18 protein-coding genes are annotated in these 20,220 nt (G+C 54.3%); 7 read left to right on the plus strand and 11 right to left on the minus strand.

Annotation, left to right across the window (positions count from 1 at the left end):
• Complete coding sequence (locus ACW17M_RS20680; protein ID WP_022522790.1) at nucleotides 1–1,032, minus strand: phospholipase A; 1,032 nt, start codon at nucleotides 1,030–1,032, stop codon at nucleotides 1–3.
• A 215-nt stretch (nucleotides 1,033–1,247) separates the two neighbouring features.
• Between ACW17M_RS20680 and mscK the strand changes: the two genes are divergently transcribed.
• Nucleotides 1,248–4,562 carry a mechanosensitive channel MscK gene (gene mscK, locus ACW17M_RS20685; protein ID WP_457548025.1) on the plus strand — a complete coding sequence of 1,105 codons (3,315 nt, stop codon included), beginning with the start codon at nucleotides 1,248–1,250 and terminating at the stop codon, nucleotides 4,560–4,562.
• A gap of 20 nt (nucleotides 4,563–4,582) precedes the next feature.
• Here mscK and ACW17M_RS20690 read toward each other — a convergent pair whose 3' ends face one another.
• From ACW17M_RS20690 to ACW17M_RS20700, 3 genes are read right to left on the minus strand one after another with little or no spacing between them, the layout of a single operon-like run.
• Entirely contained in the window at nucleotides 4,583–5,341 is a 759-nt protein-coding gene (locus tag ACW17M_RS20690; protein WP_022522792.1) for a TlyA family RNA methyltransferase, read from the minus strand.
• A 30-nt stretch (nucleotides 5,342–5,371) separates the two neighbouring features.
• Nucleotides 5,372–7,444 (minus strand): hypothetical protein, encoded by a 2,073-nt coding sequence (locus ACW17M_RS20695; protein WP_457548026.1) that lies wholly within the window; start codon nucleotides 7,442–7,444, stop codon nucleotides 5,372–5,374.
• A 30-nt stretch (nucleotides 7,445–7,474) separates the two neighbouring features.
• The gene (locus tag ACW17M_RS20700) at nucleotides 7,475–8,698 is read right to left on the minus strand and encodes an ATP-grasp domain-containing protein (RefSeq protein ID WP_009287975.1); all 1,224 of its coding nucleotides are present in this window, start codon (nucleotides 8,696–8,698) and stop codon (nucleotides 7,475–7,477) included.
• A 208-nt stretch (nucleotides 8,699–8,906) separates the two neighbouring features.
• Between ACW17M_RS20700 and ACW17M_RS20705 the strand changes: the two genes are divergently transcribed.
• The 3 genes from ACW17M_RS20705 (at nucleotide 8,907) to ACW17M_RS20715 (ending at nucleotide 10,647) form a co-directional block, all read left to right on the plus strand.
• On the plus strand, nucleotides 8,907–9,236 hold the full coding sequence (locus ACW17M_RS20705; protein ID WP_022522794.1) for a DUF1820 family protein: 330 nt from the start codon (nucleotides 8,907–8,909) through the stop codon (nucleotides 9,234–9,236).
• 88 nt (nucleotides 9,237–9,324) lie between these two features.
• The gene (locus ACW17M_RS20710; RefSeq protein ID WP_009287976.1) at nucleotides 9,325–9,960 is read left to right on the plus strand and encodes a TIGR04211 family SH3 domain-containing protein; all 636 of its coding nucleotides are present in this window, start codon (nucleotides 9,325–9,327) and stop codon (nucleotides 9,958–9,960) included.
• Nucleotides 9,961–10,014: 54 nt separating this feature from the next.
• Nucleotides 10,015–10,647 (plus strand): class I SAM-dependent methyltransferase, encoded by a 633-nt coding sequence (locus ACW17M_RS20715; RefSeq protein ID WP_141440886.1) that lies wholly within the window; start codon nucleotides 10,015–10,017, stop codon nucleotides 10,645–10,647.
• Nucleotides 10,648–10,696: 49 nt separating this feature from the next.
• On the opposite strand, the gene ACW17M_RS20720 is transcribed toward ACW17M_RS20715, so the two are convergent.
• Both ACW17M_RS20720 and ACW17M_RS20725 read right to left on the minus strand, forming a co-directional pair.
• Nucleotides 10,697–11,290: a YajG family lipoprotein gene (locus ACW17M_RS20720; protein ID WP_027958420.1), complete on the minus strand. Its 594-nt coding sequence runs from the start codon at nucleotides 11,288–11,290 to the stop codon at nucleotides 10,697–10,699.
• Between the two features lie 150 nt (nucleotides 11,291–11,440).
• A complete protein-coding gene (locus tag ACW17M_RS20725) occupies nucleotides 11,441–12,343 on the minus strand; it encodes a DMT family transporter (protein WP_400672864.1) in 903 nt (300 codons plus the stop codon).
• 280 nt (nucleotides 12,344–12,623) lie between these two features.
• Between ACW17M_RS20725 and ACW17M_RS20730 the strand changes: the two genes are divergently transcribed.
• Entirely contained in the window at nucleotides 12,624–13,232 is a 609-nt protein-coding gene (locus ACW17M_RS20730) for an alpha-ketoglutarate-dependent dioxygenase AlkB family protein (RefSeq protein ID WP_457548027.1), read from the plus strand.
• Nucleotides 13,233–13,294: 62 nt separating this feature from the next.
• Here ACW17M_RS20730 and ACW17M_RS20735 read toward each other — a convergent pair whose 3' ends face one another.
• From ACW17M_RS20735 to cysP, 4 genes are read right to left on the minus strand one after another with little or no spacing between them, the layout of a single operon-like run.
• Complete coding sequence (locus ACW17M_RS20735; protein WP_457548028.1) at nucleotides 13,295–14,389, minus strand: sulfate/molybdate ABC transporter ATP-binding protein; 1,095 nt, start codon at nucleotides 14,387–14,389, stop codon at nucleotides 13,295–13,297.
• Complete coding sequence (gene cysW / locus ACW17M_RS20740) at nucleotides 14,386–15,213, minus strand: sulfate ABC transporter permease subunit CysW (protein WP_009287981.1); 828 nt, start codon at nucleotides 15,211–15,213, stop codon at nucleotides 14,386–14,388. Before cysW ends, ACW17M_RS20735 begins: the two co-directional genes overlap by 4 nt.
• Entirely contained in the window at nucleotides 15,213–16,067 is an 855-nt protein-coding gene (cysT, locus tag ACW17M_RS20745) for a sulfate ABC transporter permease subunit CysT (protein ID WP_457548029.1), read from the minus strand. The genes cysW and cysT overlap by 1 nt, the downstream gene beginning before the upstream one ends.
• Nucleotides 16,068–16,093: 26 nt before the next feature.
• Nucleotides 16,094–17,104: a thiosulfate ABC transporter substrate-binding protein CysP gene (gene cysP, locus ACW17M_RS20750; protein WP_009287983.1), complete on the minus strand. Its 1,011-nt coding sequence runs from the start codon at nucleotides 17,102–17,104 to the stop codon at nucleotides 16,094–16,096.
• Nucleotides 17,105–17,356: 252 nt separating this feature from the next.
• Here cysP and rpe point away from each other — a divergent pair, with 252 nt between their 5' ends.
• Nucleotides 17,357–18,049: a ribulose-phosphate 3-epimerase gene (rpe, locus tag ACW17M_RS20755; RefSeq protein ID WP_457548054.1), complete on the plus strand. Its 693-nt coding sequence runs from the start codon at nucleotides 17,357–17,359 to the stop codon at nucleotides 18,047–18,049.
• Between the two features lie 14 nt (nucleotides 18,050–18,063).
• Here the strand turns inward: rpe and ACW17M_RS20760 are convergent, their stop codons facing one another.
• Nucleotides 18,064–19,362: an NAD(P)/FAD-dependent oxidoreductase gene (locus ACW17M_RS20760; protein ID WP_041159136.1), complete on the minus strand. Its 1,299-nt coding sequence runs from the start codon at nucleotides 19,360–19,362 to the stop codon at nucleotides 18,064–18,066.
• Between the two features lie 103 nt (nucleotides 19,363–19,465).
• Between ACW17M_RS20760 and ACW17M_RS20765 the strand changes: the two genes are divergently transcribed.
• On the plus strand, nucleotides 19,466–20,209 hold the full coding sequence (locus ACW17M_RS20765; RefSeq protein ID WP_009287986.1) for a phosphoglycolate phosphatase: 744 nt from the start codon (nucleotides 19,466–19,468) through the stop codon (nucleotides 20,207–20,209).
• Nucleotides 20,210–20,220: the final 11 nt, after the last annotated feature.

Here is a 20,220-nt window from a genome sequence, read left to right on the forward strand (position 1 = left end):
CTATCGGTTCAGCCCTGTCGCACTAAATAAGGGATTTAAACTAAACCCAAGGCTCAAGCGGTGCACGCGATGATCATAATCGATCATGCTTTCACCATATCCGTAGTAGTACTGTACATGCGCTCGCAAGCTGTTGAAAGCGGGCCAGCTGTAATCAATCTGGGTGCCGATATTGCCAGCGCTGGGATTGCCGCGTAACTGACCGCTCACTTCATGGTTATTATTGAGACGCTTGGCGAGGCGAATATCGCCGTATCCCATGTAGCGTTCGATATCCGGGTTGTCGTCATCCTCTGAGGATTCCGGTACCCGCCAGTGGGGTGCCAGGGTGAACGCCCAGTCGCCGCGCTGGAAGGTGCTTTCAAGGTATACCCGGTTCCAACTGCGCGAGAGAGGATCTGAGCGACCATTAGACTGGTGATTGAGAGATACTCGGTTGCGGGTATTCACCCAGCCAAGCGCTTCCCAGGCATTGTCAAAGTCGATAAACACTTCCGGCTCGTAGTTGGTTTCCCTAAAGGGTGATGAGGCGTCGGTATTATAAGCCTGCCACCAACTGCGCTGGGTGTAGCCAAAGTAGACGTCGCCGTAGTTACCGAATACCTGTTCAGCCAGATTAACCTTGGCACTGAACTGGAATTTTAACTCCACGCGATCTGCGGGGGTGCCGTTAGCCACCGTGCGGAAACTTTCACGATTTTGGTTAGCATTGTAACTAACAGGGAACAGATAGTTGGTGCGGTGGGTGGTGATTGAAAACGGATTCCGGGTTGATTCCTGCTCAAGTTCACGGCGATCGCTTAAATCTTCCCTTGCAGCCTCTTCAGGCAACTGTTCAAACGGTATGTCTAGCGCGGCGTCTTCGGGGTTTTCTATCTGCTGCAACTGTTGATGCAGATCATACAGTTCAGCATTGAGGGCACGGATACGCGCCTCAATCTCTTGCTGAGACTCGGCAACGGCATTCACACTAAACGTAGCAAGGCTCAGCAGAACAATAAGTTTCGTCAACGGCAATTTTCGGGTGACCATCAAGGTGACTCGCAAAATGAAGGAATAAGTAAACGCCAAGCTTGTTTCTATCACGCCGCCTGTGGAAGTCAACACCTCTGATTGCGCTGACCATCAGAACGCCTGACAATAACCTCATTCTCCGTCTCTGCGGAGCATTTGATGTCAGCGAGGCTCTAAGTAACGTGTTGATACGTAACGTGGTGAGATGCACCTGTAAGTGGAGTATAACCTGTTTGTTGCTGCTGCTTGTCATGAGCAGTGTCGCTATTAATCCAGCCTACGCTGCGCTTCAGACCAATATGCTGGAGCGGGTGCCCGAGCAGGCTGAATTGGCATCAAGGCTTGCTCAGTTAGAAGCCCTTGAAGAACCCTTGACCGCCCAGCAGGCCAACGATAAAGAGGCCCTGGAAGCGGCCCTCGAAGCTTATGAGCGGCTGGCTTCTGTTGACGAGCGTCTTGCCGCGCTAGATACCCGGGTAGAACAAGCCCCTGAAATGTTAGCACGCCTGCAGCGCGAGTTGAGCGAAGCGGAAGAAGCTTCGCAGCAGCTAACGGTTGCCGACTTGAGCGACCGCCCCCTCGACGAGCTGGAAACGTTGCAAACTAACGCCGTGGTCGAGCTGCAGCAGTTGCAAAGCCAATTGGCGGAAGTGAACTCGCAACTGTTAGCCGCTCAAACACTCCCTGAGCGGGCCCAGCAATCCATTGCGGAAACCCTTCAGCGCGCGGAAAGTTTACGCCGACAGCACGATGAGCGCGAGGCTTTGCTGGCGGATCGTCAACTTTCTGCCCTTAGCGATGCGCAACTGATCCAATTACGCCTTGAACGGGCGCTGGCCGAACGCGAAGTAAGCTTTTATCAGCGCGAGCTAAGCGCTAACAGCCGCCTGCGCGAATTAGCTCAGGAGCGGCGCGATGTGCTGATGCTGCAGGTCGATTATCAAGAGCAGCAGCTAACGATGTTACAAGGGGTGATTGATCGGCAGCGTCGGTTGGCCTCTGAACAAGCCATTGCCGACGCTGCCAGGGATAACCCGCTGATCGCCGCGGGACATCCGGTGGTGGTGCAAGCGCAGCAAACCAACCAGACCCTAAGCCTGGAGCTGCTACGGGCAACCGACCGTGCTAATACTGTTGTGCGTGACAATATTGAAGCCCAGCGGCAGTTGGAGAACGTGCGTCAGCTACAGCGTAGCCTTAATGAGCAAATCGAGGCTATTCGCGGCAGTCAACTGCTGTCGCGAATTCTGCGCGAACAGCGCAAGTCGCTGCCTCCGTTGTCTGCGCCCCGGGATTTGCAGGACGAAATTGCCGACTTGCGCTTAAAGCAGTTTGATTTAGTCCGCCAGCGCGATCAGCTACGCCAAAGCGAACAGTATGCTGCTACGCGGCTGTCCGAGGAGGGCATAGAGGCGACGCCGGGACTGATCGATTCCCTTTCGCAGCTTTATCAATCCCGCCGTGAGCTGGTCGAGCAGTTGGAACAGTCTTACGGCAGCTTATTAAGTGCGGCGATTGAGCTTCAGCTCAACCAGCAGCAGCTGGTCACAACGACCAGTGAGCTGCGTAAAACCATTGATGAGCAGCTGTTTTGGGTTGCTAATAGTCGCCCTTTAGATATCAATTGGCTGCGTCAATTGCCCCGCAACCTCCAGCTGGAGTGGCAGGAAGGGGAGTGGCGAGCCATTTTACCCACTCGCTGGAAAGGGCTCTCTTGGGAGGTGCTCAGAGGGGCGCCCCTGATGGTATTAAGCCTGGTATTAATCGGGTCACGACGCCAGATTAAAGCCCGATTGGACAAACTGCACTCGCAGATTGGTCGGTTAAAAAGCGATACCCAGCTGCATACCCCCAAAGCGGTGCTGCTGAATGCGCTGCTAGCGCTCTCCGGCCCGCTGGCCTTGGCCGGGGTGGGGGTTGGGCTCTTGGGAGCAACTGGGCCATTGGCTAATAGCGTTGCCCCTGCGCTGCTTCAGTTGGCGTTAAGTTGGGCGGTGGTCGCCTGGGGCCGCAGGCTATTGGTCGCCGATGGCGTGGCCGAGCGCCACTTTACCTGGTCTGCGCACTACAACGCTCGGTTACGCCAGCTGTTAGGTGGGTTAGGCATTTCCTTGGTGCCTGTCATAGCCATTGCGGCGATGTCTGGAGAGATGGAAACCCCGCTGGCACTGCGTCCCGTTGCGTTGGGGTTGCTGTCGCTTGGGTTGTTGGCGATGAGCTGGTGGCTGGCGCAGTTGATACTGGCGCATATCCCTATTTTTGGCGTGCGCCTGTTTCGCTTGCTGCTGGGGCTTGCGATGGCCTCGGTGCCGCTGATGCTGTTGGGATTGGTAGTTTGGGGCTACGAATACACCGCGTTGCACCTAGTGGGGCGATTCGCGATCACGCTTTACTTGCTGGGGTTATGGGTTGTGGTGGAGGCGACCTTGGTAAGAAGCCTTGCGGTGGCTGCAAGGCGGCTTGCCTATCGCCGTGCTCTGGCGCGCCGTCGTGCTCAGGTGCAGGAAGGGGCGGAAGGTGGTCTCGAAGTCGTGGAAGAGCCGCCGCTGGATATGGAGCAGATCAATAGCCAGTCGCTGCGGCTTTCCAAGTTGATTGTCTTGATCGGCTTCAGTGCGCTGCTTTATTTGGTCTGGTCAGACTTGCTCTCGGTGCTCGGCTATTTGGACAACGTGTCATTGTGGGAGGCGCAAGAAGGGGATCTGGTCGATAACGCTCTATCGATATCCGACGTCTTTGCTGCACTGCTGATTGTCGCTATTACCTTTATCATGGCAGGCAATCTACCCGGCCTGTTAGAAGTGATGGTGCTATCCCGGCTGTCATTGAAACAGGGCAGCGCCTATGCCATTAGCTCGCTGCTCTCCTACACCATTGTGGGTACGGGGGTTGTCATGGGGCTGTCGACCCTGGGCGTTTCCTGGGACAAGCTGCAGTGGCTGGTGGCCGCCTTGAGTGTGGGGTTGGGGTTTGGCTTGCAGGAAATTTTTGCCAACTTTATATCGGGCTTGATCATCCTGTTTGAGCGCCCGATTAGGATTGGCGATACGATTACCCTGGGAAATTTGCACGGCACCGTCAGCCGTATCCGTATCCGTGCGACCACTGTCACCGATTTCGACCGTAAAGAGATTATTATCCCCAATAAAACCTTTGTGACTGACCAACTGATCAACTGGTCATTGTCGGATAATATCACCCGTGTTGTGCTCACCTACGGTGTGGCCCACGGCTCCGATATGGCCAAGGTGCACCAGCTATTACGTAAGGTGGCGGACGAAAACCCCCGCGTGCTAACCGACCCAGAACCTCAGGTTTTCTGTTTAAGCTATGGACAGCACAGCCTCAATTTTGAACTGCGTATTTTCGTCAATGATCTGCTCGACCGGCTGTTTGCTGCCGATGAAATCAACTGCCGTATAGATGCGCTGTTTCGCGAAGCGGGTATACGCGTGGCGTTTGAGCAGATGGATGTGTGGCTACACCCTGAGCAAGGCGAGGAGGTTAAAGTGCAGTCGGCGAATCAGTTGCCCCCTGCGTCTACGTAATGCACTTTAAGCTCTCTTTTTTAAGGCTCTTTTACTGCATGCAGGAGAAATTCTCGGTTGCCGTCGCCACCGGTGATCGGGCTCTCCTGCCAATGTTGAATGGTAAGTCCGCAGGCGTCGCAACTGCGACGAATGTTGGCCTCCACTTCTGCAAAGCGTTTAGCGTCGCGTACCACGCCACGTTTATCCAGGGCGCCAGGGCTTAGCTCAAACTGCGGTTTCACCAGCGAAATCAACTGACCGCCCGCTGGCAGCAGGGCAGCAATCTCGGGCAGAATCAGCGTTTGCGATATAAACGACACATCCATGATGGCGCTATCAATGGGGAAAGCAGCAAGCGCGCTATTGAGGGCTTCGCTACTACTCATCGAGCGCGCATTTATCCCCTCTAGACAGGTGACGCGTGGGTCGCTGCGCAACTCAGGTGCAAGCTGTCCGTGGCCAACCTCTACACCAATCACATGGTGGGCGCCAAAGTGCAGCGCACAGTCGCTGAAGCCGCCGGTTGATTGACCAATGTCGAGCACAACAGCGTCATCAAAACGCAGCTCAAGCGCTGTGAGCACCGCCTCTAATTTCAACCCTGCTCGGGACACATAGCGCTCTTCGGGATCGTCCTCTACTTCAAACCGGGTATCGTCGGGCCATTTTTCGGATGCTTTGGTTAACGGCTTACCGTTCTCGGCAAGCCGTATCCGCCCGTGCCGAATAAGCCTTTGGGCGCGGGTACGCGAGTTGGCCAGCCCCTGGATGACCAACAATTGATCGAGTCGCATCATAGTGATTGAAAGTGTCGCTAAGCGTACTTGTTACCCTTCGTCGCGAGGCGTTTCGGGTAGCGGTGAATGGGGGAGGGTTGAGTTAGAGCCTTGATCCGCCTGTAGCTCGGTAGGTGGAAGGCGCGAGGCTCCCCAGCTCCGATGCAGGAAGTGTCTGACATTTTCCACCTCTTCGCTGGTGACGTCGGCGATGTCAACGCGCTCCAGGGGATCATAGTGGTAAATATACAGCCGCGATGCAAAGCGCTCAAAAGGCAGCGAGGCTTCGCCAAAACGTTCACCATTGCCCGATGTACTCACAATGACGCCATCGCCCCAATCCTGCCCGCTATCATTGTTGGGATTATAGAAGTAAATCCGCATAACATCAGAGGGGTCGAGAGAGGCCCGCAAAATAGTAATCGCGTGCCAGCCGATAAAACGCGCCGCGCTATCGGTGACCGCAATGCCCGCTGGCTGAGGGTGAATCAGCGGCTGGTTGCCATTGTAATAAGGGTGATAGTAAGCGAAGAAGTGGCGTATAAAGTCGTCCACATCGCTTAGTTGACCGGTGGCAACGTCGACATTGATGCGAAAGCCGCGGCCAGACCACCAGCCGTGAAATTCAGGATTCACCCAGCGGTGAGGGTCACCTTCACGGCCAATGCAGCGCCGGCCCATTTCGGCATAAATTCGATCCAAGTGCGGCACGACAATCAGCGAAACCGGGTCGAGATCGATGGGTAACTGGGTCGCCACACCTGAGAGACTCGCCATTGATGAAATGGCTTGTCCTTCAAAATGCATAATGATTTCGTCATCCCGGGCCGCCCAGGCCACCATCTGCAGCAGGTAATCTGGGTCGTTATAGGCCCACATGGAGAGTGCCCGTGCCGACTGGCAGGTAGGGTTGTTGCCCTGACCAACGCCTAGCGGTAATCCCAGCATGCAGAGCACGCCCTCAATCAAGCGTGCCCGGGGAGAAACAGTGTCGCCATAGGCCATGGAGAGTCGCGACTGTGCCCACTCTGATAGCGGTAGATTAAGCTGACGCCACATTGCCGGTGCTACCGGCGGCTGATAGAGAATGCCGCGTTCAAGCATCAGCGCCAGGCCGTAAACCGCTTGAGCGGTAGCAGGGTAAACGCCGCCACGAATTAGCGCTTGAACAAGCTCGCGGTAGCAGAGCAGGCAGTCGCGGCCGGTAGATGAAAGGCCCAGTGCTTCGGAGAGTAAGTGATCCCCCTCTTCGAGTAGATGACGCAGTAATACGGCGTGATATGGCGATACCAGGCCGGTGTCGTGCATCGCCCGGGCGAAACCGGTGGATTCAGCCTGCAAAGCAGCCTGATCCATACGTTCTAACCGATCACGGTAAACGTCGACCCCAGGGTCTTCACGACAGGCTTGAGTTGGGCCATAAAGCGAACTCACCAGGCGGTCGGCGCCCTGGCCGCTGGCGCTAAGATCAATTTCCGGGTTGGCCTGACACAGCGCAATTTGGGTGATCATCTGTTTGATCGAATCAACCTGAATAGGGCGCTGTTTTAAAATGCGCCAAATCTCATCGATCAGGCGATCAACAATGTGCTCGTAGCCGATGCGCTCGGCTAAATGCTGGAAAAGCTGGCGGGGAATAGTGGCCAGGCGCCCCTGGGTTTCCCGCTCCGCTTCGCTGGGCGGTAAAAACAGTAGCCACAAATTGATCGCCATTACCTGAGTCAGGTAATGGTGAGCATGCTCTGCGGACACCAGTGGATGCTCAAAATTGCCTTTAGCCACAGCTAGGAGCCGAAGCTCGCTTAGCGCCTCAATGACGACAACATTGGCATCCGCGCTTTTCAGCGAGAAGGTTGTCAGAGTCGGCACCAAATATTGGGGTGTTTCCCAATCGGAGCCCAAAAATACACCGGAGTCCTCAAACGCTTGCGCGCGGGTCTCCAGTGCTGCACAACCGCCGTCCTGAAGCAGTACTCGACGCGCAGTGTCCATCACACGCGGCAGCTTGGCGGGTTTTGAGAAGGCGGGCGCCTGGGTAAGCAGGCGAACGGCGTCATCAAATTTGCTCAACAATCCATTGAGCTTGCTATCTTCTTGAGAAGACGTCACTTGATCTGTCTCCACGGTGACTCCTTATCCCAGCGTTAGCGGGGATTATACATAGAAGTCGAGGTCTTCTTGGCGTTTTAGCAGATCGCGAATCGTATGCGCATCCTCGCCTTTGAAGTAGACCAGACCCCAATGGGTACCAAACGCGGTGCGTTTAGTAACGGTTTCTTCTACTGGTGAGGTTAGCTCATGAGACTCGAAGTAGGGGTGATCTTCGGTCTCTTCGGGAATTTCCAAGCGGCTGACCACACGACGGCGGGGGTAAACGCCAAAGCAACCGGCAAAGCCATCGGCATCGACCACTTCTTTCGGAAAGAACGTGGCCACTTCTTCTTTCGTGGTTTTCGGGTCGAACACCAGCATGGAAGCCTGGTAAGCATTGAAGCCGTAAACACGCTCTAGCAGCTCGAATACCTTGAAGCCGGGCGGACGGTAAGCTACTTCGCCAAAGTACATCTCACCATCGCTGGTGACAAAGTATTCCGGATGGATCAAGCCAAACTCAATGTCGAACGCTTTAATTAACTTCTCGATCTGTTGGGTGATCTGCTCGCGGTAAATCTCAAGTTCAGGCGATGCGGGCACAAACACTGAGTAACCCAGCGTCACGTACTCTGAGATGTTCAAGAAAGCGATTTTGCCATCGTGAACCCATGCTTCAACGGCAAATTCCCAGCCATCCAGGTGCGATTCCATCAGTACCGGGAACTCTTCTTCCGGGATGGTATCGACTTCATCTGGGGTACGAATAACGCGATGACCAAGACAGCCTGCTTTATCAAACGCTTTAAGGTGAATCGGGTCGTTGGGGTCGCCGTCCAGCTTAAGCAGTGTCTGGTTAACGCGCTTTAGGAAGCGCACGACATCTTCTTTATCGTGGGCTTCTTCAAAAATACCCACACGGATGCCGCCGAGTTGGGCGCGACGCTTCATCAACGCTTTATCGCGTAGCAGCAACGACTGACCGTAAAGGCGCGGGTTATCCAGTAGCACAGAGTTGATGGCCCCGGCCCATTCAACGGTCTCTTCGTAGAGCGGAATGGCGACATCGACGCCTTTCTCTTTAAGCGTCTCGGCAATTTCCATCGAGCGGTCATTGAGTCGCTCGAAATTCCAAGGCACGTAGGGAATGTCGTGTTTTTGGCAATACTCTTCCGCCCAATCAGGTGCAACGACAATGTAGCGACGGTCAAAATTTTCGGCCGCTTCAATCGCATTGAGGCTCCAGCCTAACAGAGCGATATAGCCCTTATTTGGATCCTTCTGCATGTTGATGACTCCTACTTGGTGAAAAAATATTATTGCTAAACCACGCTAGCTACCATACATGAGAGGCGCATGCCCGGCTAATGAGCGCTTTGTCCGTCGTATTAACACTAAGCTTGCTAAGGGTTAAGCCTAAAGGCGCGGCGATGGGAATATGGTAAGCTAGGCGGTTCAACTTTTAATGTACGAATGGCAAGAGGATTAGGCCAAGATGGCGGCCAAGCCGATCTACCGTGTGGTGGTCCACCAGCAGGGTGAAATTTGGGATTTATACGTCCGAGAAATCTTTCAAAGCGAACTCTGGGGCTTTATTGAAGTCGAGGAGTTTGTCTTTGACGATGCTTCACGGGTAGTGGTTGACCCTGCAACTGAAAAATTGCAACGAACCTTCGATGGCGTCAAGCGTAGCTACCTACCGTTAAATGCGATTGTGCGCATTGATGAAGTAGAGCGCGAAGGACCATTGAAAGCGGTCAAAACCGATACTCGGGTAGCGGAGTTCCCCCGTCCCTTTCCGTTGCCCCCGCGCGGAGAAGGGTAAGCGTATGAGACAAGCGCACCGCTAAGTTAGGCGATAAGCGCTGTTGGCTTCGTCCGCCTTGCAGCGTTTTTAATCAGGACATGATGTCATGCTAGTAAATAGAACTCGTTATCGAAATTACGCCGCTGCGGCTGGCATTTTACTCAGTGTTACCAGCCTCAATGCCACTGCCCAATCTGCTAACCAAGCCTGGGTGACCGATGAACTGAGCACCTATGTGCGCAGCGGCCCAACTGATGGTTACCGCATTATTGGCACGCTCAACGCAGGCGAGCAGGTAGAGGTGCTGGAAACCAGCGGTGACTACACCCGAGTGCGCAACAGTGATGGCAATGCGGTCTGGGTGTTGAGCAATGAGCTTCAAGAAACACCCAGTGCGGTTGAACAGCTACCTGCGTTAGAAGCCCAGGTAGAGGAACTCACCGCCGAGCTTGAGGGCATCAATGAAACCTGGGAACAGCGTACGGCCTCAATGACTGAGACTCTAGAGTTGCGTGAGAGTCGCATTGCCGAGCTTGAGGCCAGCAACCAAGAGCTGGATGCGCAAGCGGAGCAGTCCCGCCGGCAAGTTAGGGCGCTTCAAGCGCGGCTGGAAACCCAGGAGGAAGACCTGCTGATGCGTTACTTCATGTATGGCGGCGGTGTGGCTGGCGCAGGCTTGTTGGTGGGACTGATTGTGCCGCACCTACCGAGGCGGCGTAAAAAGCGTGACCGCTGGTTTTAACGGCGCGATAAGCCTCCTCTTCGCTAGTGCAATCGACTTCACGGTGGCCAAATAATGAGCGATCAATGGCGCAAGCGCTGGCAAGAAGGGCGTATAGGCTTTCACCTGCAGCAGGCACACCCGGCGTTGCTGCGTCATTGGGCGTCGCTCGGCGTTGCTAAAGGCACCAAGGTATTGGTGCCGCTGTGCGGTAAAAGCCTTGATATGCGCTGGTTGGCAGACGAGGGTTATCCCGTTCTGGGAATTGAGTTTGCCCCGGAAGCCATTGAGCAGTTTTTGGCTCAGCGCAGCACATCGGTATCCCGCTACCGTCAGGCAGATTTTACGATTTCCCGCCAAGGCAGCGTGGAGCTATGGTGCGGGGACTTTTTTCACCTGCATATCCAGCAAGCCGCCGAGATCGGGGCGTTTTATGATCGCGCCTCGCTGATAGCGTTGCCACCTGCAACAAGGCAGCGCTATGCGTTTCACCTTGCTCAGTTGGTGCCGCCTGGTGCCAAGGGGTTGCTGATTAGTTTGTCGCATCCTGAGGGCAGTGCTGGGCCGCCTTATAGCGTGCCCAACAGCGAAATCGAAAGCCTGTTCACCCCCAACTTCATACTGACGTTTCTGGAAGAGGGCAGCCCCGATGAGCGTGGCCGAACGGAAAGCGTATGGGCACTTGAACGACGCGGGCCGCGGCTCTAGGAGTAAAGAGGCGCAGCCCGAGTCAGAGGTGTTTCTATAAAGGGTAATCTTAGCGTGCGAGTAAATTGGCCAGTTCTGGATCGCTAAAGGCGCGGTTCATGCCATCGCTAAGTAGGTCGCTAAGCATCCGTGCGTTGCTGTCGGCATCGGGCTTAAGGGCGTAGCCCTGGGTACGGCGCGAGGTGTAGGTGCCCGTATAGGTAGTGCCCTTGTTTTTAGCAATAGCGCGGAAAACGCCTTCAAGACGTGCTTCATCTACCAGTGGCTGGCCGCTGTCGCCACGGGCGTAGTGCAGGCTGGCAAGTTCCAGGGTTAAGCTCGGGCGGCCTTCGGCCTGCTCGGTGGTGGGGCTAAAGCCCATATCGCGTACCGCGCGCTCAGCTTCTTCTTGGAGACGGGGAATTAACTCGTGGCTGCTCACGGTAATGTGCGCCGTCGACATACCACCACCTGCTCGATTGCCAATAATGTCGCTCTCGCGTCCATCCTGGGCAATCACAGTCACCTGCTGGCCTGAGCCAACTTGCGGCACCTGGGTACTGCGTTCAGGGCTGAGCTGTAAGTATTGGGGGCTTGCGCAACCAGCAAGCCATGCACTGGCAAGCAGTACACCCGAAATCCGTAAAAAGTGACGCCGAAGCATGGTCTTCCTCCGCTATGGCTAAAACGCCAGTATAACGCGGGTAGCGCGTTGGCGGTATGTTCTGGCGATGTGGCTTTGCTCAATCACTTCCGATGTCTCACTGTATATTGCCTTTGCACACCGTTGTGAATGCGAAAGCAGTGAAACAAGCTAGCCCGTTAGGCTGTTTTTTTGAGAATCGGGACTCACGATTAGCCAAACGGAAAGTAAAACGATCAAAGAGCCAAGTAAGAATCCGCTGGAAATTGTTTCATCAAGGATTAAAAAGCCCCATAACACCGCGAAGGGTGGCACCAAGAATGTAACGGTGAGTGACCGTAACGGCCCAATGTCGGCAATCAATCTAAAATAAAGGATATAAGCGAGGGAGGTGCATAAAAAGCCGACTGCGAACAGGCTGATCCACACATCACCTTGAAGCCAGTCGATACTGGGGCCAGATGAAATATTCCAAAGCAAAAAAGGGCTGAGAAAAGCGGTAGCGCCTATTTGACTGCCAAACGCAACCAGCGTTGAATCCAGGCCACCCTGTTGGGTTATCCACTTGCGGGTAAGAAAGCCAGCAAAGCCGTAACCAATAGTGGCTATCATGCAGGCAGCCACGCCAATATAGATGTTGCCAACGATACTTGAGTCACCCACAGTGGTGATAACAGTGATGCCAACAATTCCTAGCGTTACGCCCAGCCATTTTTTTATAGTTAAACTCTCGCTAAAGATAAAAAAGCCAATCATGGCACCTGTTAAAGGCGTTGTCGCATTTAGAATCGCTGAATAGCCAGTAGGTAGTAGTGTTGCTGCTATGCTGTACATAAGAAATGGGATGCCTGAATTTATAGCACCCAAAATCAAAATTTTGTCTAGTTTGCCTCTGAACGCCAGGCTTTTACGTATGATAACGATGATAAAAGCCAAACCAATGAGGCCAAAAAAGACTCTAAAAAATGCTGTGTTGATTGGGCCTATCGCCGGTGAGGCGATTCTCATAAAAAGGAAGCTTGCTCCCCAGATAGCGGCTAGCGACAGCAGTCGTATATAGTCTATTGCTCTCATTTTATGTCCCTTTCCAAGATTTTCTCTTAGCCTCAAGCCGCTAAGTGATGGTTGGCTTTTTTAAGTTTTTTATCTGGAGTGGTCAGGGTGTTTCTTGGTTTTTTACTCCATGGCAATGCAGTATTGGCTTTTGATAGCATCGAAAAAACCCGTTTCTTGCTCTTGTTACGTGTTTTTAAACCGGAATGTGAAGGCTTATGGTTTGAGGCGTCGGGGTTGGCTTCGTGCCACGGGGCGGCTGGCGCCGCTTTCCGCGGCTTCGGGCATTAGAGGGGGGAAAATGGATCTGGTTGAAAACGACGATATGAAGTTGATTAATCTGCTTCCAAGGGATGGTGAGGTTTACTACCACGGTAAAGTCTTGGATACAGTTACCGCCGATATGTATCTGGATAAGTGCCTAAGCGAATTAACCTGGGAGCATGATCGTGCGTTTATTTACGGCAAAGAGATCGTTACAAAGAGGAAAATAGCCTGGTATGCGGATAAGCCGGTTTCCTATACATACTCAGGATATGCAAAGATGGCGTTAGTATGGCCTGATTTTTTACGAGAGATTAAGCAGGTGGTGGAGCGCCACTGCGGGGAGATGTTTAATTCGTGTCTGGGTAATTTTTATAGCTCAGGCGATGAAGGCATGAGCTGGCACAGTGACGCCGAAAAAGACCTTGTTGAGAGTGGATCAATCGGGGCGTTGAGCCTAGGCGGCGCAAGGAAATTCTCGTTTAAGCATAAGCCAACAGGGGAGAGCGTGTCGCTTAATTTAGAGCACGGCAGTCTGTTAATTATGAAAGGTACTACACAACAAAACTGGCTACATAGTCTGCCTAAAACCAAGAAAGATGTTGAGCCGCGGGTGAGCCTGACCTTTAGGCAAATGCGTTTTTGAGCTAATGCGATGAAACGTCAACGCTAGCTGCTCCATTTAGGGCAGCTAGCGCTTCCGCAGCGTTATGCCACGCGGCTTTGCTCCGTCGCTTTCGACTCTGCTTTGGGGAAGCGTCGCCAGTGGCGGGGGTGGGCGAATAAGCGTTGCCCGCGGCGTAGCGCCAAGTGCTCAAAGTCAGTATGGCGCACGGTAGCCAGCCAAGGCTGGGCGAGCCAATCCGCCTCTAGCTCCACGCGCACTTCTGCGCCCACCGGTGAGATCGCCGTGATAGTGACCGGTAGATGGCTCTCAGAGGTGGGTTGCTCGGTTAGACGCACTTCATGGGGGCGTAGCAGCAGCTCTTCATGGCCATCGGGTAGATCCACGTGCCAATAGGCGTCGCCACAGGTGAGTACGCCGTTGGTCACTTTGCCTTCCAGATGGTTTACATCGCCTAAAAACTCAAACACAAAGCGGTTTTTGGGCTCCCGGTAGAGCTCATCGGGAGTATCAATTTGCTCAATACGGCCGTTACTCATGACTACGACGCGGTCGGAAAGCTCCAGCGCCTCTTCCTGGTCGTGGGTGACAAAGACGCTGGTGAAATTGAACTCGTCATGCAGGTGGCGCAGCCAGCGGCGTAACTCTTGGCGCACTTTGGCATCAAGTGCGCCAAAAGGCTCGTCCAACAGCAGTACTTCCGGTTCCACTGCCAAGGCGCGGGCTAGCGATACTCGCTGCTGCTGGCCGCCGGAAAGCTGAGCAGGGTAGCGGTTGGCGAGGTGCTCCAGCTTGACCATTTCAAGTAGCCTAAACACCCGGGCGCGAATCTCACCGCTGCTGGGGCGGCGTTTACGCGACAACACGGTCAGGCCAAAGGCCACGTTGTCGTAGACGCTCATATGGCGAAACAGCGCGTAGTGCTGGAAAACAAAGCCAATTTGCCGGTCGCGCACATGTACATTGGTCACGTCGCGGTCGCCAAACAAAATCTTGCTGGGTTGTGCGGTGCGGTCGGCATTTTCCAAGCCGGCAATAATCCGCAGCAGCGTCGTTTTGCCCGAGCCCGAAGGGCCAAGCAGGCCGACCAGCTCGCCTTCGTGAATATCCAGGTTGATCGGCTCTAACGCCTGGGTAATGCCGAAGTGCTTAGCGATGTTGTGTAAGTGAATGCTCATGCAAATGCCTCCCGGCGCGCTGCGCGCCATTCCAGCCCGGCCTTGGCGGCGAGCGTTAGTAGGGCAATAAAGGCGAGTAGCGCCGCGCAGGCAAAGGCCCCCACGGCATTATAATCCTGATAAAGCTGCTCAAGGTGCAGTGGTAGCGTATTGGTCTTGCCGCGTATAGCGCCGGAAACCACTGAAACAGCCCCAAATTCCCCCACCGCACGGGCGTTGGTAAGGATAACGCCGTACAGCAGTGCCCAGCGGATGTTGGGCAGTGTGACGCGACGGAAGGTCGTCCAGCCGGTAGCGCCAAGCGTCACGGCTGCTTCTTCTTCACGGGAGCCTTGGGCCTGCATCAACGGGATCAGTTCCCGGGCCACAAAGGGGCAGGTAACAAAGATAGTCACCATGAGGATGCCCGGCCAAGAAAACATCAGCTGAATATCATGGCCGTCCAGCCAAGTGCCGATCCAGCCGTTGCGGCCATACAGCAGCAAGTAAATCAGACCCGCGACAACGGGAGAGACCGCAAAGGGGATATCGATCAACGTTTGCAGAATGCGCCGCCCAGGAAAGCTGAACCGCGTGACCAGCCACGCCAGGGCAACGCCAAATACCAGGCACACGGGAATGGTTAGTAGCGCAATCATCAGCGTCAGACCAATCGCGTGCAGGGTGAAGGTGTTACTGACATTCGACCAGAAAACCATAACGCCCTGGGAGAATGCCTGAGCAAAAATGGCCACCAGCGGCAGCAGTAAAAACAGTGCTGATAGCACCAGAGCGGCACCTATCAGCAGGCGCCGGATAAGCGGCGCATCACCAATTCGACGCATTACCCCTTACCTCCATGCAGACGGCGTACAAAGCGGCCCTGCCAAATATTAATTGCCAGTAGCAGCGCCAGGGAGACAAACAGCACCACTGAAGCAATCGCCGAGGCCCCTGCATAGTCATACTCTTGCAGCTTGACGAAAATCATCAGCGCGGTGATTTCCGTTTCATAAGGCATATTACCGGCGATAAAAATGATCGCTCCGAACTCGCCTAGCGAACGAACAAACGCCAGCCCCGTGCCGGTCACCAAGGCAGGCCAGATATGCGGCAAGATCACGCGGCGAAAGGCCACGCCGTCGGTAGCACCCAATGACATAGCGGCTTCATCGACTTCCACTGGCATATCTTCCAGCACCGGCTGCACCGTGCGCACCACAAACGGGATGCTGGTAAAGGCCATGGCCAGGGCGATGCCCACCCAGGTATAAGCGACTTGAAACCCTAGCGGCTCCAGCAATCCACCCATCCAGCCGCTACTGGCATAAAGGGTTGCCAACGTAATGCCTGCCACTGCGGTGGGTAGCGCGAAGGGGAGGTCCATTAAGGCATCGAGTAAGCGCTTGCCAGGAAAGTCGTAGCGAACTAACACCCACGCCAGCAATAAGCCAAATATGGCGTTGATAATCGCTGCAACGGCTGCCGCGCCAATGGTGACCATATAGCTGGCAACCACGCGTCCTTCGGTGATGATCGCCCAGTATTGGGCAAAACTAAGCTCCGCTAACTGACCGAACAGGCCCGTAATAGGGAGTAGTAGCACCAGCGAGATAAACAGCACGCTGATACCCATAGAAAGGCCAAAACCCGGCAGCACACGGGTGCTGCCGGTTCGCCAGGAGGCAAGTTGACTCATAGTTCAGGCTGGCTCATGAGTGAATATTAGCGGCGCTGTAACTGGTCGAGAAGGCCACCACCCTCAAAGTGGGTCTCCATGGCTTCATCCCAGCTACCAAACACTTCATCTACTTCAAGCAGTTCGGTTTCCGGGAACTGGTCGGCGAACTCTTCGACCACGGCTTCGTTATGCACTCGGTAGTTGAAGCCTGCCAGTAGGCGTTGAGTTTCTTCTGTGTAGAGGTACTCAAGATAGCTCTGGGCCAAATCGCTGTTACCGTTGCGCTCTGCGTTTTCACCAACAACGGCAACGGGGAACTCTGCCAGAATGCTAACGGGTGGCACGATTACTTCGTAGTCGTCACTGCCATACTCTTTGCGAATATTGTTGACTTCAGACTCGAAACTAATCAGTACATCGCCAATTTCACGCTCGATAAAGCTGGTGGTTGCGCCACGACCGCCGGTATCGAATACCGCCACATTGGCTAGGAAAGTGCGCATGAACTCTTCGATTTGCTCTTCATCGCCATCGAACTCGTTCTCGGCAAAGCCCCAGGCGGCTAAGTAAGTATAACGACCGTTACCCGAGGTTTTCGGGTTGGGGAAGACCATCTGTACATCTTCTTTGACTAAGTCGTCCCAGCTCTCAATTCCTTTAGGGTTGCCTTTACGCACTAGGAAAGCAGTGGTGGAGTAGTAGGGGGAGGCATTGTTCTCAAAGGCATCCTGCCAATCTTCGGCCACCAGCCCAGCATCGGCGAGTACCTGTACGTCGGTCACCTGGTTAAAGGTCACCACATCGGCACGTAAACCCTGAAGGATGGCACGGGCTTGTGCGGAAGAGCCGCCGTGAGACTGGCTAATGGCAATCTCTTCACCGTGTTCTTCCTGCCACCAGGCTTGAAACTCGGGGTTGATCGCAGCAAACAGCTCGCGAGCGATATCGTAAGATGAGTTAAGTAGCTCCCGCTCTTGGGCGGCGGCGGTTCCACTTACCGTAACGCCTAACGCAATAGCAATCAGGCTGCGGCGGAAAATTGTTGGCAGTGCCATAGAGAAACTCCTTAAAAACAGTAGGCGCTTAGTGTCGCAATATTGGCAAGATTAAATCTATCAATGTGGAATTACAATCATGTTTTATATTCTATTTAAGAATATATGTGTGATGCCATGCAAAGAGCTGATACGTGGTTCTGCTAAGCAGCTCTGCTAAGATAGCGGCCTGGCTTTGCTCTCTTGCCTGCACATTCGCAGGTATATCGAGTGACTACCCTTCGTCTACTGATTGATAAGCAGGAATGGAATATGACCGCTGCGCAGGATTTCTTGATTGCACCCTCTATTTTATCGGCTGACTTTGCCAGGCTGGGTGAGGAGGTGGATAACGTGCTGGCTGCAGGCGCGGATGTGGTGCATTTCGACGTCATGGATAATCACTATGTGCCCAACCTGACCATTGGGCCCATGGTGTGTAAGGCGCTGCGTAACCATGGCGTCACGGCGCCCATCGACGTGCATCTAATGGTTAAGCCGGTAGACCGCATGATCAACGACTTTATTGAGGCGGGTGCCAGCTATATCACCTTTCATCCGGAAGCGTCTGAGCACGTTGATCGCTCGCTGCAGTTGATCCGTGATGGTGGCTGCATAGCCGGCCTGGTATTTAATCCGGCCACGCCGCTCTCCTATCTCGACTATGTGATGGATAAAGTCGATATGGTGCTGCTGATGAGCGTCAACCCAGGCTTTGGTGGGCAATCCTTTATTCCCGGCACGCTGGACAAGCTGCGTGAAGCGCGGGCGCGTATTGATGCGTCAGGACGGCCTATTCGCTTGGAAATCGACGGTGGGGTGAAAGTGGATAACATCGCCGAGATCGCCGCAGCGGGCGCCGATACCTTTGTGGCAGGTTCCGCCATTTTCAGCGCCCACCAAGCCAGCGACCCGCACGGCTATGACACGGTGATCAAGCAGATGCGAGCGGCGCTGGCCAAGTAATAAATAAGTGTCGTTTAGTGCAATTTCATGCGCGGTTTTAAGTAACGATTAAGCTTATCGACCAGCCAGGCCAGCCCCGTCTTCGGCGCCCCATGAATAGAGAGTTGGTGCATCCGGTAGAGCGATGCATAGGCTTGGCGAGCCAGCCAGCCCTCTAAAAACAGGCCGCGGGAGGCGGAGCTGCGCATTAAATTGCCCACAGCATCGTAGCGGGCCAGCGATACCAGCGAGCCGTGATCGCGATAGCGGAAATCGGCTAGCGGTTTGCCTTCCAGTTTATTGACCAGGTTTTTGGCGAGCAGCTTAGCCTGCTGGTGAGCAGCCTGGGCGCGAGGAGGCACCGTGCCGCTTTCACCCATCGGGCAACTGGCGCAGTCGCCTAGAGCAAAAATTTTCTCATCATCGACGCTTTGTAGGGTGCTTTTTACTTCAATTTGGTTTTTCTTATTCGTTGTCAGGCCTAGCTCCGCCAAAAACGGCGGCGCTTTGATACCCGCTGCCCACACATTGATATCGGTCTTGATCACTTCATCGTCACCGGTGATCAACTGATGCGCCTGAGCTTCTTTAACGGCGGTATCGGTATGGACGGTTACGCCCATGCTCTCAAGCTCTGTTTTGACAGTTTGGCTGACCCGCTCAGAAAGCCCTGGAAGCAAGCGCGGCGCCGCTTCCAGTAGGTGTACGCTGATTTGCTGGTGATCCACGGACGTCACCCCATAGGCATTGAGCATGCGCGAAGCGTCAAATAATTCGGCCGCAAGCTCTACCCCTGTTGCACCGCCGCCGACGATACCAATGGTTAACTGAGTATGTTGGCGTAGGTTGGGGTCGGTATAGCGCAGAAAGGTGTTGATCATATCGCGCTGGAACGCCTTGGCCTGCTCGGGTGAATCAATAAAGTGGCAGTGCTCTGTCACGCCGGGCGTGCCGAAATCGTTGGAAACGCTGCCTATGGCCATGACCAGATAGTCATAGGCAAGCTCGCGGGCGGGTAGTACCTCTTGCCCATCTTCATCATGAATCGGCGCTAATTGCAGCGTCTGTTGCTCGCGATTAATGCCGGTTAGCGAACCGCGCTGATAACGGTAGAAGTGAGCCGATGAATGCCCGCGAAGATCCACCTCGTCCATGCTGGAGTTCAGTACACCGGTGGCCAGTTCGTGGAGCAGCGGTTTCCATACGTGGGTGGTATTGCGGTCTAGCAGCACAATTTCTGCGCGTTTGCGCTTACCCAAGGTGCGGCCTAATCGTGTGGCAAGGGCTAAGCCGCCAGCACCGGCGCCGACAATCACGATTCTGGGAGTGGGCATATCACTACCTCCTTAACTAAATTAGCCCCAGCATAGAAGGTTCTGATGCGTCTGACTAATGCGAACGTTTGCTTGGAGCAGGTAAAATGGTTTTTAAATCAAAATGGGGCAGAGCGCATTGAAAATACATCCAAGCCACTACTCAGAACGACACCCAGTGCTACAGGGAAAACGGCTAATTGCCTTCGACTTGGACGGAACGCTGATCGATTCAGTGCCCGACCTTGCCGCCGCCGTGGCACGCACGTTAAGCGAGCTGGATTTACCCGAGCCGAATGAGGCAAAGGTGCGGGATTGGGTGGGCAATGGCGCGCCGGTATTAGTGGAACGAGCTCTGACCTGGGCGTTGCAAGCCCCGCCAGAACCTAGCCTGCAACAGCGCGCCTATGATGCGTTTATGGGGCACTACGGCGCTGCACCTAATGCCCTGACAACACTCTACCCTGGCGTAAAGCAAGCCCTAGAGGCGCTGTACCAGCAAGGTCTGACCCTGGTGCTGATTACCAATAAGCCCGAACGCTTCATTGAGCCGCTGTTAAATCACTTCGAGCTGCTGAACTATTTTACCCTATGTCTCGGCGGTGATTCTTTGGCCGAAAAGAAGCCCCACCCATTGCCGCTGCTTCACGCTGCGCACTATTGCCAAATACCGCCAACTGAATGTGTGATGGTCGGCGATTCACGTCACGATATGGCGGCTGGAAAGGCGGCAGGCTTTACTACTCTGGCGCTGCCCTATGGTTATAACCATGGGGAGCCGATAGAGAATAGCCATCCCGACCTAGTGCTCAGTTCGTTAACTGAATTGCTGTTGAACGCGCCTCGACCCACAAAGGTCATTGACTAGGCTTGGTCGGT

The organism is Vreelandella sp. 2A-K22, assembly GCF_054065485.1.

What these genes read in the sequence shown, in the direction of transcription:
- ACW17M_RS20725 (WP_400672864.1), bottom strand. Translation starts at nt 12,343, where the DNA reads ATGAGAGCAATAGACTATATACGACTGCTGTCGCTAGCCGCTATCTGG.
- ACW17M_RS20720 (WP_027958420.1), bottom strand. Translation starts at nt 11,290, where the DNA reads ATGCTTCGGCGTCACTTTTTACGGATTTCGGGTGTACTGCTTGCCAGT.
- ACW17M_RS20730 (WP_457548027.1), top strand. Translation starts at nt 12,624, where the DNA reads ATGGATCTGGTTGAAAACGACGATATGAAGTTGATTAATCTGCTTCCA.
- ACW17M_RS20700 (WP_009287975.1), bottom strand. Translation starts at nt 8,698, where the DNA reads ATGCAGAAGGATCCAAATAAGGGCTATATCGCTCTGTTAGGCTGGAGC.
- ACW17M_RS20715 (WP_141440886.1), top strand. Translation starts at nt 10,015, where the DNA reads ATGAGCGATCAATGGCGCAAGCGCTGGCAAGAAGGGCGTATAGGCTTT.
- ACW17M_RS20705 (WP_022522794.1), top strand. Translation starts at nt 8,907, where the DNA reads ATGGCGGCCAAGCCGATCTACCGTGTGGTGGTCCACCAGCAGGGTGAA.
- cysP (WP_009287983.1), bottom strand. Translation starts at nt 17,104, where the DNA reads ATGGCACTGCCAACAATTTTCCGCCGCAGCCTGATTGCTATTGCGTTA.
- ACW17M_RS20760 (WP_041159136.1), bottom strand. Translation starts at nt 19,362, where the DNA reads ATGCCCACTCCCAGAATCGTGATTGTCGGCGCCGGTGCTGGCGGCTTA.
- ACW17M_RS20765 (WP_009287986.1), top strand. Translation starts at nt 19,466, where the DNA reads ATGGGGCAGAGCGCATTGAAAATACATCCAAGCCACTACTCAGAACGA.
- cysT (WP_457548029.1), bottom strand. Translation starts at nt 16,067, where the DNA reads ATGAGTCAACTTGCCTCCTGGCGAACCGGCAGCACCCGTGTGCTGCCG.
- rpe (WP_457548054.1), top strand. Translation starts at nt 17,357, where the DNA reads ATGACCGCTGCGCAGGATTTCTTGATTGCACCCTCTATTTTATCGGCT.
- ACW17M_RS20690 (WP_022522792.1), bottom strand. Translation starts at nt 5,341, where the DNA reads ATGATGCGACTCGATCAATTGTTGGTCATCCAGGGGCTGGCCAACTCG.
- ACW17M_RS20680 (WP_022522790.1), bottom strand. Translation starts at nt 1,032, where the DNA reads ATGGTCACCCGAAAATTGCCGTTGACGAAACTTATTGTTCTGCTGAGC.
- cysW (WP_009287981.1), bottom strand. Translation starts at nt 15,213, where the DNA reads ATGCGTCGAATTGGTGATGCGCCGCTTATCCGGCGCCTGCTGATAGGT.
- ACW17M_RS20735 (WP_457548028.1), bottom strand. Translation starts at nt 14,389, where the DNA reads ATGAGCATTCACTTACACAACATCGCTAAGCACTTCGGCATTACCCAG.
- ACW17M_RS20710 (WP_009287976.1), top strand. Translation starts at nt 9,325, where the DNA reads ATGCTAGTAAATAGAACTCGTTATCGAAATTACGCCGCTGCGGCTGGC.